This window comes from Pseudoalteromonas sp. T1lg65, from assembly GCF_051930985.1.
Classification (GTDB): Bacteria; Pseudomonadota; Gammaproteobacteria; order Enterobacterales; family Alteromonadaceae; genus Pseudoalteromonas.
The window spans coordinates 451,003-467,906 of the sequence record NZ_CP196837.1; the positions used below are offsets into that span (position 1 = coordinate 451,003).

Consider the following 16,904-nt stretch of genomic DNA (forward strand, 5'->3'; position numbering starts at 1 on the left):
GTATCCAACAGCAAGGAAATAAATACTTGAATAAACTAGCTAACTTGAGACTTTATTGAATCCGTAGGAGTCAGCCCAAATTGACGTTTAAAGGTGCGGCTTAAATGGGCGCTATCTGCAAATCCAGCAGCGATGGCTGCATGGGTTAAGTTATGTCCCTGTTGCAACATTTTCACGGCGCAAATCAATCTACGCCATAACACATAAGGTCTCCATGCGATGTGCATTTGTGCTTTAAATAAGTGTAAAAAGCGGCTTTCGGAAAGGTGTAAGGATTCTGCAACTTGCTTAGCACTAAATCGCGCAGGTTTTAGACAAGTATTGCCATCCAAACAGGTATCCAGCTGTTTGACAACGGTGTTTATTCGAGCGTCGATTTGATGTGTAATGGTCTGTTGAGCGTCAAATTGCGCTTGCAGTTCTGTGATAGTGGCATTAACACCTAACTCAGATGTCAGTTGCAGCGGGTGTACAGGGCTTGAGCCGAGCTTAGTTTGTAGAGATTCGCCAAGTTGGCTGGAAGGTTCTATCAATACAATCCAACCTGCCTGCATGTCTAACTGATGTTTGATATTAGAGTTGATCAAGCAAGAGCCAAGGTATTGTTTGTTATCGATAATCGTTGTGCAAGGTGCATGGGTTAAGTTTGCTTGGAGTAGATGATGTTGGTGAGGCAAAGCACTCAGGTTTTGTACATAACAAGCAAATAGTCCGGGAATGATGTATAGCATAAGTATTACCGAGCAGCTAACTGCTCGGTATCTCAAGAGTTAGCCAGCAAATGCATCTTGTAGCGGCGGTACAACTTGCTTTTTACGACTTAGTACGCCATCCAACCAGAATTGGCTGTTTTCAGCTTGTGCATTGTATGCTTTAGCAATCAATGCTTCATCGTCAGAAGCGATCAGCATTTGTGAACCTTCTTTCATGATATCAGTCAGTAGCAGCATGACACTGTGGCGGTTACCTTCTTCTTTTAACTTAGCGATGTCAGCATGTAGATCATCTTTGATTTTATCAAAAACAGCTAGATCGACGACTTCCAACTGACCAATACCAACAAGCTGGCCGTTCATGTTGAAGTCTTTAAAATCACGCATTACAAGATCGCGTACAGGGGTGCCTTCTACTGCTGATTTAACTTTAAACATTTCCATGCCAAGTTCTTTAGGCTCTGTAACGCCTGCAATTTCAGCTAGTGCTTCAACACACTTGATATCGGCAGTGGTGCAAGTGGGTGATTTGAAGATAACCGTGTCGCTTAGAATTGCGCACATCATGATACCAGCGATATTTTTTGGAATTTCTACGTTGTAGAAGTCGTACATCATCTTGATGATCGTGTTACTACATCCAACCGGGCGGATCCAGCACTCAAGTGGTGTGGAAGTCGTTAAGTCACCGAGTTTGTGATGATCAACAACACCGACAACCGTCGCTTGGTCAATGTCGTCTGGTGCTTGAGTTTTCTCTGTGTGATCAACAATGTATACATCTTCACCCGCGTAGCTCATTTTCAGTTCAGGTGCTTCAAAGCCAAAACGGTCAAGAATAAATTGAGTTTCTGGTGATACGTCGCCCAAGCGCGTTGGAATCGCTTCTTCACCAATTTGGTTTTTTAAATAAGCCAGTGCGATTGCACCACAGATTGAATCTGAATCTGGGATTTTGTGACCCACTACATACATTGCCATTGACGGAACTCCTTAAAAATTTGCCGATATTTTAACAAATATCGGCCGCTTTGAAATAGATAACAGCGGCTTTTCGACCTAAGTGTTAGAGCCTTTTTATTAACGCGGTTTTTTATTACACTGAAGCGCAACATGCAGGGGGAAAATAATGATAAATTTGAGCCGTAAAGGGTGGAATAATGTGGTAATTATCTCCATGTTATTAATGATATTTTTCCTTAATGGATTGCATCATAAGTTAAACCCGAGTGAACCAGAGCTAGGGATACAAGCTGTGTTACCTGAGCAGAGTTTTATACTAACGCTCGCTTTTCCTGGATATAAAATTGAACGAATTGGTACCAGTTGGCGTATAGAAAAGCCACATAACACGGCCGATTTTTCTGAACAGCAGCTGCGCAGTTTGGTGTCTCAATGGCAGCGGCTGCAATTAGAAGTGGTCGCAAAGCCAACGCTAGACACAGAGGCATTGAGTGTGGCGCAGTTTTGGCTTGCCACACAAGAATTGCCGCTGAGTTATCAACTTTATCAGCAACAGCAGCAATTTTGGTTGTACGACAAGCAGACACAGCGTTGGTTTAATTTGCCAAAAATGCATGCTCAACAGTTGTTTAATCCGATATTAGCCGACCAAACCAGTAACCAAAGTTAGAAGATCTGTATGCCTGAATTACCAGAAGTAGAAGTTAGCCGATTAGGCATTGAACCACACATTTTAAACCAAACGGTGACGGAAGTACGCGTTCATAATGCTCAGTTACGTTGGCCTGTACCGAGCGAAGTACAGCAATTGACTGGTCAACAAGTGGACGCAGTAAAGCGCCGTGCAAAATATTTATTGATTGAGACCACAGTAGGAACCGCAATCTTACATTTAGGCATGTCAGGCAATTTGCGCGTAGTCGAGGCAAGTACCGAACTTAAAAAACACGACCATGTAGAAATACAATTTGCCACTGGTAAAGTGTTAAGGCTCAATGATCCTCGCCGTTTTGGTGCATTTTTATGGCAGCAGCCCGGTGAATCTCATACCTTATTCGCTAAATTAGGTCCAGAGCCTTTGACCGATGCATTTACTGCAGAGCACTTATTTGAACTAAGTCGAGGCAAAAAAGTCCCGATAAAGCAGTTTATTATGGATAACCATATTGTGGTGGGGGTCGGTAATATTTACGCCAATGAATCCTTATTTAAGGCCGGTATTCATCCCAAAAGAGAAGCTGGAAAAGTATCACTTAAGCGTTACCAGTCGTTAACGCCGATTATCAAAGACACTCTAGCTGCGGCAATTGTACAAGGTGGTACCACTTTAAAAGATTTTGCGCAAACAGATGGTAAACCGGGTTATTTTGCTCAGCAGTTACTCGTATACGGACGTAAAGGTGAGCTTTGCGTTGAGTGTCAAAGCCCATTAAAAGAGATCCGTTTAGGTCAGCGCAGCACCGTGTATTGTCCTCAGTGCCAGCGATAAATTATTAACGTGCTATTTATCACTTGGCTCAGCATGCCACTGCATTGCAAGGTGGTTCATCGGTATAAGTAAGGTAGACACGAGCCATGTTATTTTTCTGAAACTATCCATATTAAAAATAATGAAACTAAGCGCTGACTTTCAAAGCTGCTCTTTTACCTTACTTTTTTCGTTTTGCTGGGGCTTTTCCGTCGCAATTGTGAGTCGTCTATAAGTTGTCTTAACACCATAAACTGTTCAATGATAGGGCTGAGATCAATGCCACAGTGCATGCACCACACCTGAAAGTACTCATGTGAAAAACGACCAATGTCATTTTCGTAATTTTCATAGGTTTGGCGGCTGATACCAACTAAGTCGGCCATTTCTTGCGTGGTTTTTTTTGCAGCAAGGCGCATTCTTCTGATGTCATTACCGGTGCATTTAAAATTGGGCTTGCTCACCAACTCAATCCTTTTAGTTTGGTTATCTAAGTTGTTTTGATGGTTAAATGAATAAGGTTATCTATATGTGTTTAAAATGTTAATGCAGAATTGTAACGAAGTTTAATAAATTCGCAAGGGCGTTTTTTGTATTTATTATGAGTACAAATGTTGAGCTTGTAATGTACTGTTATATATAAGAAAAGAGCTTTTTTTACATTTTTTTATCTTCGCAAAGATTTTATAGCAAAGTATTTGTTACTTTAGTGTGAAATAAGTTTAAGGTTTGAATAGTTGAGGGCAATATGGATTATCTACGTCAATATAACGACCTAAATATTCTTTATGAAGCATTAAAAAAAGCGAATTTAGAAGGGCAAGGATCACTCTCTGCGACATCGCATTGGTTTTCATTGGTGGAAAATACGTTGTTTGAGTTACAAGAATTAGCTCACATGGAAAAAACGTATATGCAAAAGTCACGCTCAATGAAAAACCTAGTCGACTTGGTTTATGCAAGCGCTCCAAGCCTAGATTAGATTAGATTTTATTCCAACCATAAGTCGCGAGGCTTATTCCGCAAATCAGGGAGTACCACTTGCTCGGTACTCCTTTTCCTGTTTTTTTATCTTGTTTTATAGTTCAAATGGCGCAACCCCATTGGCTTGCATCATATAACCTGTTTGCGCAATCTCACCTTTCCAAGTCGCTACATTTATTACACCAGTGACTGTAATGGCATCATAAAGACTTTCTATTGGCACGCCATTTTTGATTTTTACGTGGACAATTTGGTTTGGCGGCGGCGGCGGTACATGAATGCAGGCGCCAAAATAAGGCACTAACAAGAATTCAGTGATAACTTCACTGTCGCCTTCTAATGGGACAACGAAGCCAGGTAAGCTCACTAGCTTTCCATCTAGTGCTTTAACCACTGGCGCATCTAAATCTGGTTGTACCCAATTTTGTTCACTACCGTCGTGACTAGCCGCATCTTGATTGCTTATTTGTACATGTCCTTTGGGAATTAAATCTTCCCAAAAGATGTCTTTAGGCGCAGCGGCTTGCACTTGGCTGATTGTAAGCCACAAGAATAATGTCGCGAGCAAAGTTTTGCCATAAGTGACTATATGAGACTGCATTCGGTTACCTCTTAAGTTTTAATTTGCATGCCATCGGCGAGTGAATAAAAATAGGCGCGAGCAGCTGGAATTGCACCAATAAACGTACCAGCCACTATAATAACGCCAAGCAACGAGAGTTCATAGCCAGACAATAAAACGATGTCTATCACGATGCCAAAGTGACTTTGTAACCATGCTTGGGTAATCGATTGTATTACATAAAACAGTAACACGCCGGCTAAGCAGCCCAAGGCTGTGATCAGCACAGCTTCAGTGATTAACAATGAAAAGATATGCCGCGGTCTGGCGCCAACCGAGCGTAAAATAGCCAGCTCTCTGCGGCGTTGACTCAATGTTGCAAGTAGTGAGGTGAGCATGCCAAGTAAACTAATTAACACCACAATAACAGAAAATAACAGCAGAATACGTTCGATGATATCGAGCATCTCCCATAACTCACGCAGGGTGACGGTGGGCATAATGGCAAGTAGCGGCTCTTCCTTATACTGATTAATATTGCGACGCACCTGCAAGGTATAAAGAGGAGAGTCAAAACCGAGCATAAATGCAGTGAGTTTACTGGTCGTGCCGATTAAATCCCCCGGCTTAGATTGCAAATTGCTGGAAATGTCGTTTTGCTTTTCGTGGTCGTGGTCGTGGTCGTGGTCGTGGTCGTGGTCGTGGTCGTGGTCGTGGTCATGATTTGGAGCTGTCGGTTTATTAACAATTTGACGCGGTGCCGAATGACCACTGGAGTGCATTGTTTCAATTGCAGCTAATGGCACATGAAGGGTTTTATCAACGGGTGTGCCTGTTGGCGCTAAGATCCCAGAAATAACAAGAGGATTATCATCATGATGGTGAAAACTGGTATTACCCATGCCATGAGAAATCACAATTTTTTGCCCGAGTTGGTAATGTAGCTTGTTAGCCACTTGTGCACCAAGCACAACTTCTTGTGCATTATGAAAAGCGCGTCCTTCAGCGAATTGTAGATGCTGTTTTTTGGCAAACCGATAGTGTTTAAAATAATTGTCATCCGTGCCAAGTACCGCATAGCCCTTATGGCTGTCGCCAAGACTGATGGGAATGCTCCAAGCTACGCCTCTTTGTTTCTTTATATACTCATAACTTTGCCAACTGACTGAGTTATTGGCATGACCAATACGAAAAACGCTGGATAATAAAAGCTGGATATCACCAGTACGTGCACCAACAATTAAATCTGTGCCAGAAATAGTATTACTAAAACTAGATTTTGCATCGTGCCTTACTTTTTCAATGCTCAGTAGTAACATGACGCTAATGGCGATAGTTAGTAGCGTTAACATCACACTGGTTTTGCGATTCATTACGCTTTTTAAAGCAAGCTTGATTAGCATGAGCTCGCCTCCCGGTTTATTTCGTTCAGACTTATTTTTTTATCGAATAAGCTAGCAAGGCTTTGGTCGTGACTCACAAATAACACGCTGGCTTGGTAGGCGTTGGCTTGCTCAAATAGCAATTTAATGAAGCCATTACGACTATCAGCATCTAGTGCTGAGGTGGGTTCGTCAGCAATAATGAGCTCGGGTTGACCAATAAAAGCACGGGCGGCTGCAACGCGCTGTTGTTGTCCAATGCTGAGCTCTGCTGCACTGCGATGCTGTGCTGCGGTATCTAATCCTAGTTCAGAAAGTAATCGCTCGGCTTCGGCTGCTAACGAACCAGCTTGCTGCAAGACAGTTTGGCTGCGCTTGAGTGAAAATTCACACCCTAATGTGACATTTTCAATCGGCGACAAATAAGGAAGCAAATTGAAATTTTGAAAAATGGTTCCGATATGATCGGCTCTAAACTTGTCGCGCTGACTTGCTGACAACGATGAAACGCAAGTACCAGCAATTTGGATTATGCCGGATTGTGCTTGCAAAGTACCTGCAATCAAGCCTAATAAAGTAGACTTTCCGCTACCGCTCGGGCCGTGCAAAAATACATGTTCACCTTTAGCAATCTCAAGTGCTGCAAGTGACAACGTGGGCATATTGGCATCTGGCCAAGAAAAGCTAAGGTTTTCAATCAATAGCATGTTGATATCGGTTTCTCGATGACGATGCAAATGATGGTAACGCAATTAGCGCTGTTGAAAAACCAGCAATCGCCGAGTTTTCAGTAAAACAAGTTAATTGGATAAATTGTGATTTTTCCCCAGCTCGACTATCATAGCGCTCCTAACCCCCTCATTACTTTGTGCCCTTTAGCAAGGCACCCCCTGTCATCGGAGTAACAATGAGTAGCTACAAAGTTTTAGACGTCAATGACGACCTACCAATTCGCACCAAAGGTGCGGTTCACAGTGGTAAAGTACGTTCAGTATACTGGTTAACGGATGCAGACAGTGCTCGGTTAATCGAGGAAAAAGGCTACGATGTACCAGCTGGTACTGAGTTGGCAATTATGGTGATTTCAGACCGTATTTCAGCTTTTGATTGTATCTGGCAAGGTGAAAATGGTTTAAATGGTGTGCCAGGTAAGGGTATTGCGCTTAATAGTGTTGCAGCACATTGGTTTAAGTTATTCGACGAAGCCGGTCTTGCTGGCAATCACATTGTTGATATTCCACATCCTTATGTTTGGATCGTGCGCAAAGCCAGCACCGTTCGTGTTGAAGCAATTGCGCGTCAATATATTACTGGCAGCATGTGGCGTGATTATGCCAAAGGCGTGCGCGAATTTTGTGGCTTGGCATTACCGGAAGGGCTGCAAGCAAATCAAAAGTTGGATGAAGTATTAATCACGCCCTCAACTAAAGGTATCATTACTGGCCTTGACGATGTGCCAGCGGTTGATGACGTGAACATTACGCGTAAAAACATCACAGATAACTTAGACGCCTTTAACTTCAAAAGCGAAGCAGATGTTGCTAAATACGAGCAACTACTGACAGAAGGTTTCAGCCTGATCAGCGCAGAATTAGCTAAACTGGACCAAATCTTTGTAGATACTAAGTTTGAGTTTGGTTATGTAGAAGACAAAGACGGCACTGAGCGATTAATTTATATTGACGAAGTGGGTACGCCTGATTCTTCTCGTATTTGGGATGGTCCTGCCTATCGTGATGGTAAAATCATCGAAAACTCAAAAGAAGGCTTTCGCCAACTGCTCATAAATAATGTGCCAGATAGCGACGTGTTGCTTAACAAAGACCGCATGCCTGAACGAGAAGCTTTAGCTAATGAATACAAATTACCGGAGTCGGTAATGATGTCAGTGTCTGAAACTTACGTAGGAATTGCCAGCAAGATTGTCGGTAAAGCGCTAGTTATCCCAGCAGATCCTCGAGCTGAGGTTATTGAAATATTGGATAAAAACTACGGCCTTATTGCGTAATCAGAGCACAACATAGACTCAATCTCCAATTAAAAGCCCTAATACTTTCATTATTAGGGCTTTTCAACCTAATCACTTGCAAATCACCTCTAGGTCCATTTTACTTAGGGGTATTAACAGCAATAATCTGAGTCTGTAATGACATACTTTGCTCAAGCAAAAAGTTATTTTCTACTGGTTTTTCTTGGTATTGTTTTATCGCTTAGCAGCGCTGATGCGCGCACAATTCAAGTACTTGATAGCGATGGTGCGCCATTACAACATGCGGTTATTGAATTAACAGGAGCTATTCAAGTACAGCCAAGCCCCGCTATCATGGATCAAATGAACAAACAATTTGTTCCCCATGTTTTAGCCATTCACCGTGGTCAACAAGTGAGTTTCCCAAATAGTGATGATATTCGACATCACGTTTATTCGTTTTCACAGGCCAAACCGTTTGAACTGAAATTGTATGCTGGCATGCCAAAAGCTCCCATCACCTTCGAAAACTCAGGTATTGTTGTTCTCGGTTGTAACATTCATGACTCCATGGTTGGCTACATTTATGTTGCAGACAGCAGCTATTTTTATATCACAGATAAAAATGGCAGAGCAGAAATTCCAGATAATCACCGTAAAGCGACGATTTGGCATCCAAATCAAACCTCAGAAATAACCAAACGCAAAGCAATTGCAATTGACCAGTCAGCTAAGCAGCAACGTATTACGGTTGAAATTGCCAAACCGGCACCAAGAAATACCTTTGGTGAACGTTTTGGAGAAACACGATGAAAGGAAGCTTGAAAAACCGTATTATCGGTTTATGTGTCGGACTAATTTTACTTACCGCCACGCTTAGTTTAGCCAGTTTTTGGTGGTCAACGAGTCGTTTTAATGAGATCCAAGTTCAGCAGAATATTGAAGTAGCAAAAAATGTTTACCAGCAATACCTTGCTTCCAGAGAAAGTTTGTTGGTGACTGCTGCGACCGTTTTGACCTCAGACTTTGGCTTTAAGCAAGCTGTAGCAACCCGAGACGCACCAACAATTAGCAGCGTATTGTTCAATCATGCCAGAAGAATTGATGCTGATCTGATGTTATTACTCGATACCAAAGGGCAGTTGATCTCAAGTAATGATGAAAATATTAAACTGGCTTCTGATATGCGTAATTGGATGCGAGAGCTGTTACAACACGAAGATCACTCAACCTTTGTGGTATTAGATCAAACCTTGTTCCAGGTTATGATTTTACCCGTTCGAGCCCCCCGAACTATTGCGTTTACCATTATTGGTTTTGAAGTGAACAAAGCCGTAGCTGTTCAGCTAAAAAGCTTAACGGGCATGGAAGTGAGTTTTATCGGTCAGCAACACAAACTAAAAACCACCACGCTTGAAAATCTGCCGGCTGGCAGAGATCTTTCTACGTACATTCAAGAGCAAAAAATCCACCGCTGGTTTAATGACTATCCGCTGTATCAAAGTACTCAAGTTTCTTTACCTTCACTACCATCAACGCCCATTACTCTGGTCCTCAGTGCCGATCTATCCAAGCAGTATGACGAGTTTGACCGTATGGTACTGACCATTTTGTTGCTGTCGGTGTTGACGGTGATGCTGGGTATGTTGACCAGTGGGGTTTTAGCTCGCAACCTATCTAGGCCTTTGTATCAATTAACTTTACTTGCTAAACGGTTTGCAAAAGGTGATTACAGCGCCAAGTTGACGCATCCAAGTGCCTCTGCAGAAGTCTGTGCATTGGTTGATGCGTTTTCTGAAATGGGTGAAGACATTCAGGCACGTGAGAAACAGATCCGCTTTCAGGCCAGGCACGATCATCTCACTGGGTTTTATAATCGCAACGCGGCACTAGAAGAGCTACATAAAACGCTCAGTAGTGGACGACCACATTTCTTGATAGCGCTAGATATAAAAGGATTGAGGCATATAAATGATAAGTTAGGCCCACGTATTGGAGATAACTGTATTAAAGCTGTGGCTGAGCGGTTACAAACGATAGGTCGTGACAACAATACCTTGTTTGCAAGAGTCGGAGGCGATGAATTTTTAGTCGTGTATCGGAGTAATGAACCCGATCAGCCGTCAGATAATCAAGAAATGTCTAGCTGTGTTAATCAGCTTCATCAGCAATTGAGTCGTTCTTATTTGGTTCAAGGGTTGGATATTAATCTACGTTTTAGTATTGGCGTTGTGCATTATCCTACCCAAGCGCATACTCCAGAAGATTTAATCCGTCGGGCATTGATCGCAGTGGATGCAGCTGCACAAGGTCATCATGAAATCCATTATTACCAATCAGGAGAAGATGAAGCGCACTTAGAGCGGCTACAAATTATTGATGAGCTACGCGTCGCATTGCAAAAAGATGATGGTCAGCTGTTTATGACCTATCAACCCAAACTAAATATGAAAACCGGTAAGATAGACAAAGCAGAGGCTCTGATCCGTTGGTGCAGGCTTAATGGCGAATGGGTATCACCAGAGCTTTTCATTGATTTGGCAGAGCAATCAGGGTTGATTGTCGAGTTAACTCAATGGGTGGTCAACACGGTTGTTAAGCAAGTGGCTCTATGGCAACAACAAGGCAGTGCGATAAAGGCCGCGATCAACGTGTCAGCGCAAGACATTGCTGATGACGCATTTTTACCGCACTTAAAACAAGTTTTGAGTGACCATAACGTCACGCCGCAACTGATCACTATCGAATTAACAGAAAGAGATATGATTGAAAATGAAGAAAAGGGAATCGCTTCATTACTAGCTATAAAGGCACTTGGTGCACAAATTTCACTTGATGACTATGGTGTAGGGCAAACCTCGTTGGGTCGACTAAAAACGCTCCCTATTGATGAGTTGAAATTGGATAAGGTGTTTATCATGAAGCTTTCGCAGTCGGAAAAAGACCAGCATATCGTTAATTCTACTATAACACTGGGACATCAACTTGGTTTCAATGTGGTCGCAGAGGGAGTAGAAGATCTTGCTTCGCTACAGCTGCTTGAAAAAATGCAATGTGACTATGCTCAAGGATACTACTTAAGTAAGCCGTTAAAAGCGGCAGATTTTGACAATTGGTATAGGGAGTATCATGAGACAGTTAGTTAGTTTTATTATGTTGGTGTTAGGTTTCAGCTCCCATTACCAAGTGATTGCGGCTGAAGGAAAGTTGCTGGCAACACCCGGCGTAGCTCAAGTTGAAGGCAGTGGTGGCGGCGGCATAGTCCCGTGGGCGCAACTTGCAGGCTATGCAAGTGAAGATGAATGGTCACTATCTGGGTTTTGTAGTCGTGCCAACGTCAGTGATTATCAACTCGATGTATGTGGTGTTCAGGGAAATATATTTAATAGACTCGAACTGAGCTATGCGCAGCAAACGTTTGATGTGGAAGCGCTAAACATTGATATAAAGCAAGAGGTACTGGGTGCAAAAGTACGCTTATATGGAGATATTGTGTATAGTGCTTGGCCGCAAATTAGCTTGGGTGTACAGCATAAACGTCTAGATGACGATACCGTCGCTGCCTTGCTAGGCGCAGAAAAAGACCGAGGTTGGGATTATTATCTTGCCGCCAGTAAATTACACTTGGGCGCTATTGCTGGGTATAACTGGTTTTGGAATGTAACGGCAAGACACTCAAAAGCAAATCAACTTGGGTTACTTGGTTACGGTGGTCAACATTATGATTCTGCTTGGCATGTTGAAGTAAGTACGGCGGTATTTTTGTCTAGGCACTGGGCTATTGGTGTTGAATATCGAGAAAAATCGAATAATTTGGGGCTGGGTGAATCTGATTGGCAAGATGCTTTTGTGGCGTGGTTCCCAAATAAATCAGTGAATGTCACATTGGCCAGACTGGATTTAGGTAGTATTGCTGGTAAACCAGATCAAATGGGGTGGTACTTATCCATTATGGGGAACTTTTAATGCGTTTATATTTGCTAGGTTTTATGACTTTGCTGATAACTGGCTGTGCACTTCCATCCAAAGATCAAACACTGTATCAACAAATTGGCGAGCAAGCGGGATTGGAGAGGCTGGTCGATGCGTTCATCAATCAAATTGGTAACGATGATAAGGTGTTTCATTACTTTAAACACACTAATATAACGCACTTTCGCAATGGGTTTATCAGTCACATGTGTGATGTACTTGATGGGCCTTGCGAGTATCAAGGCGATAATATGGTTCAGATCCACACAGGGATGAATATTAACGAACATGACTTTAATCATGTTGTCGATCTTTTAATTAAGGCAATGAATGAGGCGGATATTGAGCACCCCGTACAAAACAAAATCCTTGCTCGTTTAGCTCCCATGCGTGGCGAAATTATCAAGATTTAACGCAGTTATATTGAATTCACATCACTTGCTAATAACCTGATCCGGTGTTGACTGATTAACTGTAAAACATAATTTTTTTCTTGCTGCCATGGATGTCGCTTCCATCCTTCAAAGCCAAACCCGGCAATAGTAACATTTTGGTAATGCTGCAAAAAATGATGGATAGCTAGTGTCCCAGAACTAGGGCCATAGTAATTTCCACCGGGTTCTGAAAATGTGAGCAGGTGCTTCATAAATGAAGCATGTTGTGTGCTACATATCCTGTTAATATTGGCACTCGAGGGTAAATTAGCTGCAATCATTTGCGCATAATCGACACCGCTTCTACGCCGTATTAAGCGTAAAGCCCACTGAGAGAATGGGGATGGTTTTGGGTCGGTGAACATCACGTTTAGCTGTTCCAATACCTTTATGTTGGGAAACTGATTCGCTAACTTTAATGCTTGTTTCCCTCTGCTACTAAGCCAAAGATCGGTACATTTTTGTCCTAGATGAGCTGGCAGTCCCTGACAAAAATTAAATCGAACCACTCTATCGAAGCCATCTATTTGGTCGCTGAGGTTTCTTGCTATCGGCATGTTGCCGAGTATTAATATGCGTCCAGTATTCAAGGTCGTCTTTCCTTTTGACTATTTAATATGTGGCTACTCTACATCATGAGTTGCTGATGAGACCGTAGAGCGTCACGTATTATCTCCAATTGCTTTGAATGTTGTTTCGACAATGCTTTGTGGAGCAATGGCCTCGATTATTTTATCGTCATTTAATTGAGTGCTTGCTGCAGCTGTCAAAGGGTACACCCAGCTTTGCTTTGGTGCGACTAAGGACCAAGGGGAGGTGCCCAGCCCGACGACCGCAACACACGGTGTGTTTACTGCTGCGGCAATATGCATGGGGCCAGAGTCAATACTAATTAGTACGTCACAGCTGGCAATCACATCGATTAATTCAGGAATGCTAGTGCGTCCAGTTAAATCTACAAGGTTTTCAGTAGAGACATTAGCTGATTGTTTTAGCGCATTATTTTCTTGCTGCTCACTTTTATCTCCCAATAGCACTAATTGACAAGGTGTTTTTGACATCAGTAAATTGAGCGTTTCTGAAGCTAGTGGCAGTGGGTAATGGCGATGCTCTTTGTTTAAACCTCCAAAATAAACGCCAATGATTGGTAGTGAGCTAGGTAGCGATAGTAGTGCAGATTTACAACTGCTTAGAGTCGGTAACTCATATTCGCTGAAGCGGTCTGCGGCTAGCAAACTAACTAATCTGCAGTAACGATGAATATAGTGATGGTTCTTGTTAAGTTTCGGCGCATGCGTCAGTAATGGTTTTCTACCATTTTGTGGGTAACCTATGCGTGTTGGAATATTAGCAAGTTTACACACAAGCGCTTCACTCAATGAGCCTCTAAGCAGTATCGCCACTTTGATACCCAGCGGTTTGATTTGTTTTATTCGTTGATATGTTTGTTGTAGCTTATTATTACTTCTAGCAGCGATGAGAATAAGCAACTGCTCAGTTTGCTCTCTCTCAAGCAGCTTTGCTACCGCAGGTGTAGCAAATAAGTATATTTTTTCATCTGGATAGAGCTGCTTTAACATCTTAATTGCAGGTAAAGCATTGATAGCATCACCCAAAAACTTGGGAAGCACGACTAGTATTGGGTTGGTATTCATGACTCAAAGATTGTTTTTTTTTAACACTTTACACTTCATTGTTACAAATATGAATGACAGTTTTATGTTTTTCGCCCCCACAATTGCAAGGGCAGTTGCAGTCTTAAGTCATATTAATTCACCAGCGCTAATTTACAAAATTAAGGGAGTAATCTGGTTTTAGCGGGTTGTTTGGATAATCTAAGCCCTCGATCGGATACTGCATACTAGAAGGGAGTGCTTCACTGAGTTGTGACTTGTTTACTAAGGTTAGCTCTATCGTTTCTGGAAAATTGTTTCTAGGGCACAGTTTTCCATAATTGTTACCGTGTATATGAACGATTTGGAAATGCGCTTTTAACTTTTCTATTGCGGCATTGAAGTTCTCAGTTTGTGTATCTAAGTGGTGAAACTCGGCTGCTATGGTCTGTATTTTATCCGCATGTTTACAAAGATCATCAATTACTAAGTATTCTGCCCCTTCGATGTCCATTTTTAGGAAAATCTTGTCATTTTCATGGGCTGTATTTTTGATTAGTTGGTGTAGAGTGATTTCTTGACCAGCATTACGGTCACTTATTTTCTTGGTAAAAAACTGGTTTTTGCCTCTGAAAAATGCGTAAAACTGCACACAGTTTTTGAGTCGAGTTGTGTACTTCTGTTTTTTTATCTTATTGTTGATAAGTGTATTTATTAGTGATTTAAAGGTATTTTGTAGTGTCTTTTTGAAGATGAAGCTTGGAGTGACAGTATAATCAACACCAATTATTTTGCATTCAGGGTTTAGAGATTGGAACATTTTATCAAAACGCCAATCATCATTGATACCAAGAGAAAGTAACAAATTGGCTGATTTGACCTGTAATTCTGGTACAACATAACCGCCATCGAACTGGTTTCCTAAGCGAATTAGGTTGGTGCTTTTTACAGGGGTAAGCTGCTGTTTGTTTATCATTCTTTGCATCCTTTGCAATGATTTTTAAATAGAGAAGTGGCAAACTTATACTATATTAAAGTCTCTCCAATTGGTACGGGTTAATTGTATAAATTCGTAGTCGCTTATGTAATTGAATACCGTCAAACAATGTGTACCTAGTGACCATATTCCAGATCTGAATCACTGAGCAGTGATAATTATGTTGTTAATTTGTGGGTTGAAACTTGCAATTGTTGGGCTGGACTAATTGAACACTCGATAGTCATCATGACATAATCATAAAAATTTAACCTTGATGTCAAAAGTTGGTCATTTTTTTGTGGCTGAAGAAACCGACTCGCCATTAGTATCTTTGGTGATATGTGGAGTATTGGCCTAGCGGGGTTGCTGTTATCTAATTAACCGAGCTCAATATATGAATGTGTGTTTTGATGTACTTCATCTTTATTATTTGCCGCAGTATTTACCTGTGATAGCCCAGTGTCGCAAACAGGGGATAGAGGTTGCGTTACTTTGCTACGAGAATAAAGAAACTAAAGCATTATTGAGTAAAGTTGTCAGTGAGCAGCAGCTAAGTTGTCATTGGGTTGATGATCCGCAAGCTGCCTATGAGTACTACTCAAAGAGTCAATATGATTGGATTGTTTTTGGCAATGCATATCCTCAATCAGAATCGCTATTAAAAACTCATAAACTGGCGCTAATGCAGCATGGGATTGGACCAAAAAGTTGTTATTATGATGTGTCTAGAACACCGACAACGGTGCGATTTGTTGAAGGACAACATCGTTTAAATAAATTGCAGCAGATGTTTCCTAATGGTGAGTTCTATGATTCAGGATTTGCCAAACTCGACCCGGTGTTAAATGGTGAAGATGTGGGTTTATCGGTTGCTTCATTGGGCTTAGATACGAGTAAAAAGACCATCTTGTATGCGCCGACCTTTTATCCTAGTTCAATTGAAATGTTGCCAGATGACCTGCCACAACGGCTTTCGCAATACAATATCATCATCAAGCCGCACCAGTTTTCGATGGAAAAAGCCAAATATGCTAAACAGCGTCGTAAGTTAGCCCACTTTGCTGACTTTGATAATGTGTATCTTACGACCAAAGCTGAATTTAACTTAACTCCATTTTTAGCCATCTCAGATGTCATGTTATCTGACGCCTCTTCCGCAATTTTTGAATTCTTGGCGCTTAATAAGCCCGTTATCTGGTGCGATTTTTATAAATTACGGTGGAGTTATCGCGGCATATTCTCTTTCCGCTTTAAGCGTAGAGTGGATGAAGATATCAAGTATTTTAATGATCTATGCTACCGAGCAAACAGTGCGGAACAATTGCCTGAATTGTTAGCACAAGCACTAGCAGAATCTTCCAGTGAAGTAGAAAGGAGAGCTGAGCACATAGAAAAACTGACGGGGGCTCTCGATGGAAAAGCGAGTCAACGTATCGTGAATTATATGAGAGAAAGCGTTTGAAAAAAGTCATTACATTCGGCACCTTTGATATCTTCCATGTTGGCCATGTCAACATATTAGAGAGAGCAAAAGCGCTGGGTGATTATTTGGTTGTGGGGATCTCCTCCGATATTTTAAACTTTTCAAAAAAAGGCAGAATGCCGGTTTATTCGATTCAAGAAAGAATGCGAATTATCAGCGCGCTAAAGTTTGTGGATGAAGTTTTTATTGAAGAGTCACTAGAATTAAAAGAACAATACATCAAAGATTTTGATGCTGATATATTAGTGATGGGGGATGATTGGGAAGGTAAATTCGACCAGTACAAATCACTGTGTGAAGTAGCGTATTTAACTCGTACTCCCTCCATTTCCACTACAGAAATTATTGAGGTCGTCCGGCAGCCATCAGATAAGGATTAGCA

At 41.7% G+C, this 16,904-nt stretch carries 19 protein-coding genes; 10 read left to right on the forward strand and 9 right to left on the reverse strand.

Translation table 11 applies throughout. The annotated features are described in order from the left end of the window. Positions 1-35: 35 nt before the first annotated feature. Both ACSLBF_RS02050 and ACSLBF_RS02055 read right to left on the reverse strand, forming a co-directional pair. Positions 36-731 carry a helix-turn-helix domain-containing protein gene (locus ACSLBF_RS02050; protein WP_440054963.1) on the reverse strand — a complete coding sequence of 232 codons (696 nt, stop codon included), beginning with the start codon at positions 729-731 and terminating at the stop codon, positions 36-38. Between the two features lie 39 nt (positions 732-770). Next, positions 771-1,694 (reverse strand): manganese-dependent inorganic pyrophosphatase, encoded by a 924-nt coding sequence (locus ACSLBF_RS02055; protein WP_440054964.1) that lies wholly within the window; start codon positions 1,692-1,694, stop codon positions 771-773. 148 nt (positions 1,695-1,842) lie between these two features. Here ACSLBF_RS02055 and ACSLBF_RS02060 point away from each other — a divergent pair, with 148 nt between their 5' ends. Both ACSLBF_RS02060 and mutM read left to right on the forward strand, forming a co-directional pair. Next, positions 1,843-2,346, forward strand: a complete 504-nt coding sequence (locus tag ACSLBF_RS02060; RefSeq protein WP_440054965.1) for a hypothetical protein — start codon at positions 1,843-1,845, stop codon at positions 2,344-2,346. Between the two features lie 9 nt (positions 2,347-2,355). Next, a complete protein-coding gene (gene mutM / locus ACSLBF_RS02065) occupies positions 2,356-3,165 on the forward strand; it encodes a bifunctional DNA-formamidopyrimidine glycosylase/DNA-(apurinic or apyrimidinic site) lyase (protein ID WP_440054966.1) in 810 nt (269 codons plus the stop codon). Between the two features lie 155 nt (positions 3,166-3,320). Here mutM and ACSLBF_RS02070 read toward each other — a convergent pair whose 3' ends face one another. Beyond that, on the reverse strand, positions 3,321-3,608 hold the full coding sequence (locus ACSLBF_RS02070) for a helix-turn-helix transcriptional regulator (protein WP_440054967.1): 288 nt from the start codon (positions 3,606-3,608) through the stop codon (positions 3,321-3,323). A 284-nt stretch (positions 3,609-3,892) separates the two neighbouring features. Between ACSLBF_RS02070 and ACSLBF_RS02075 the strand changes: the two genes are divergently transcribed. Beyond that, complete coding sequence (locus ACSLBF_RS02075) at positions 3,893-4,126, forward strand: hypothetical protein (protein WP_440054968.1); 234 nt, start codon at positions 3,893-3,895, stop codon at positions 4,124-4,126. 96 nt (positions 4,127-4,222) lie between these two features. Here ACSLBF_RS02075 and ACSLBF_RS02080 read toward each other — a convergent pair whose 3' ends face one another. Genes ACSLBF_RS02080 through ACSLBF_RS02090 form a run of 3 tightly spaced genes read right to left on the reverse strand, consistent with a single transcriptional unit; the run spans position 4,223 to position 6,779 of the window. Next, complete coding sequence (locus tag ACSLBF_RS02080) at positions 4,223-4,729, reverse strand: DUF3299 domain-containing protein (protein ID WP_440054969.1); 507 nt, start codon at positions 4,727-4,729, stop codon at positions 4,223-4,225. 11 nt (positions 4,730-4,740) lie between these two features. Continuing rightward, positions 4,741-6,093: an ABC transporter permease gene (locus tag ACSLBF_RS02085; RefSeq protein WP_440054970.1), complete on the reverse strand. Its 1,353-nt coding sequence runs from the start codon at positions 6,091-6,093 to the stop codon at positions 4,741-4,743. Next, on the reverse strand, positions 6,087-6,779 hold the full coding sequence (locus ACSLBF_RS02090; protein WP_440056183.1) for an ABC transporter ATP-binding protein: 693 nt from the start codon (positions 6,777-6,779) through the stop codon (positions 6,087-6,089). The genes ACSLBF_RS02085 and ACSLBF_RS02090 overlap by 7 nt, the downstream gene beginning before the upstream one ends. A gap of 200 nt (positions 6,780-6,979) precedes the next feature. Here ACSLBF_RS02090 and ACSLBF_RS02095 point away from each other — a divergent pair, with 200 nt between their 5' ends. From ACSLBF_RS02095 to ACSLBF_RS02115, 5 genes are all read left to right on the forward strand, one after another. Next, positions 6,980-8,080 (forward strand): phosphoribosylaminoimidazolesuccinocarboxamide synthase, encoded by a 1,101-nt coding sequence (locus tag ACSLBF_RS02095; RefSeq protein WP_440054971.1) that lies wholly within the window; start codon positions 6,980-6,982, stop codon positions 8,078-8,080. Positions 8,081-8,218: 138 nt separating this feature from the next. Further along, positions 8,219-8,854, forward strand: coding sequence for a methylamine utilization protein (locus ACSLBF_RS02100; protein ID WP_440054972.1), 636 nt, complete (start codon positions 8,219-8,221; stop codon positions 8,852-8,854). Further along, the gene (locus ACSLBF_RS02105; RefSeq protein WP_440054973.1) at positions 8,851-11,187 is read left to right on the forward strand and encodes an EAL domain-containing protein; all 2,337 of its coding nucleotides are present in this window, start codon (positions 8,851-8,853) and stop codon (positions 11,185-11,187) included. Before ACSLBF_RS02100 ends, ACSLBF_RS02105 begins: the two co-directional genes overlap by 4 nt. Before the next feature lie 7 nt (positions 11,188-11,194). Beyond that, positions 11,195-12,007, forward strand: coding sequence for a DUF3034 family protein (locus ACSLBF_RS02110; RefSeq protein WP_440056184.1), 813 nt, complete (start codon positions 11,195-11,197; stop codon positions 12,005-12,007). Further along, positions 12,007-12,426, forward strand: coding sequence for a group I truncated hemoglobin (locus ACSLBF_RS02115; RefSeq protein ID WP_440054974.1), 420 nt, complete (start codon positions 12,007-12,009; stop codon positions 12,424-12,426). Before ACSLBF_RS02110 ends, ACSLBF_RS02115 begins: the two co-directional genes overlap by 1 nt. Positions 12,427-12,431: 5 nt before the next feature. On the opposite strand, the gene ACSLBF_RS02120 is transcribed toward ACSLBF_RS02115, so the two are convergent. From ACSLBF_RS02120 to ACSLBF_RS02130, 3 genes are all read right to left on the reverse strand, one after another. Next, on the reverse strand, positions 12,432-13,037 hold the full coding sequence (locus ACSLBF_RS02120) for a hypothetical protein (protein WP_440054975.1): 606 nt from the start codon (positions 13,035-13,037) through the stop codon (positions 12,432-12,434). 72 nt (positions 13,038-13,109) lie between these two features. Beyond that, positions 13,110-14,102, reverse strand: a complete 993-nt coding sequence (locus ACSLBF_RS02125; RefSeq protein WP_440054976.1) for a glycosyltransferase family 9 protein — start codon at positions 14,100-14,102, stop codon at positions 13,110-13,112. A gap of 127 nt (positions 14,103-14,229) precedes the next feature. Next, positions 14,230-15,036, reverse strand: coding sequence for an FkbM family methyltransferase (locus ACSLBF_RS02130; protein ID WP_440054977.1), 807 nt, complete (start codon positions 15,034-15,036; stop codon positions 14,230-14,232). A 397-nt stretch (positions 15,037-15,433) separates the two neighbouring features. Here ACSLBF_RS02130 and ACSLBF_RS02135 point away from each other — a divergent pair, with 397 nt between their 5' ends. Further along, positions 15,434-16,501 (forward strand): CDP-glycerol glycerophosphotransferase family protein, encoded by a 1,068-nt coding sequence (locus ACSLBF_RS02135; protein WP_440054978.1) that lies wholly within the window; start codon positions 15,434-15,436, stop codon positions 16,499-16,501. Next, complete coding sequence (locus tag ACSLBF_RS02140) at positions 16,498-16,902, forward strand: adenylyltransferase/cytidyltransferase family protein (protein WP_440054979.1); 405 nt, start codon at positions 16,498-16,500, stop codon at positions 16,900-16,902. The genes ACSLBF_RS02135 and ACSLBF_RS02140 overlap by 4 nt, the downstream gene beginning before the upstream one ends. Positions 16,903-16,904: the final 2 nt, after the last annotated feature.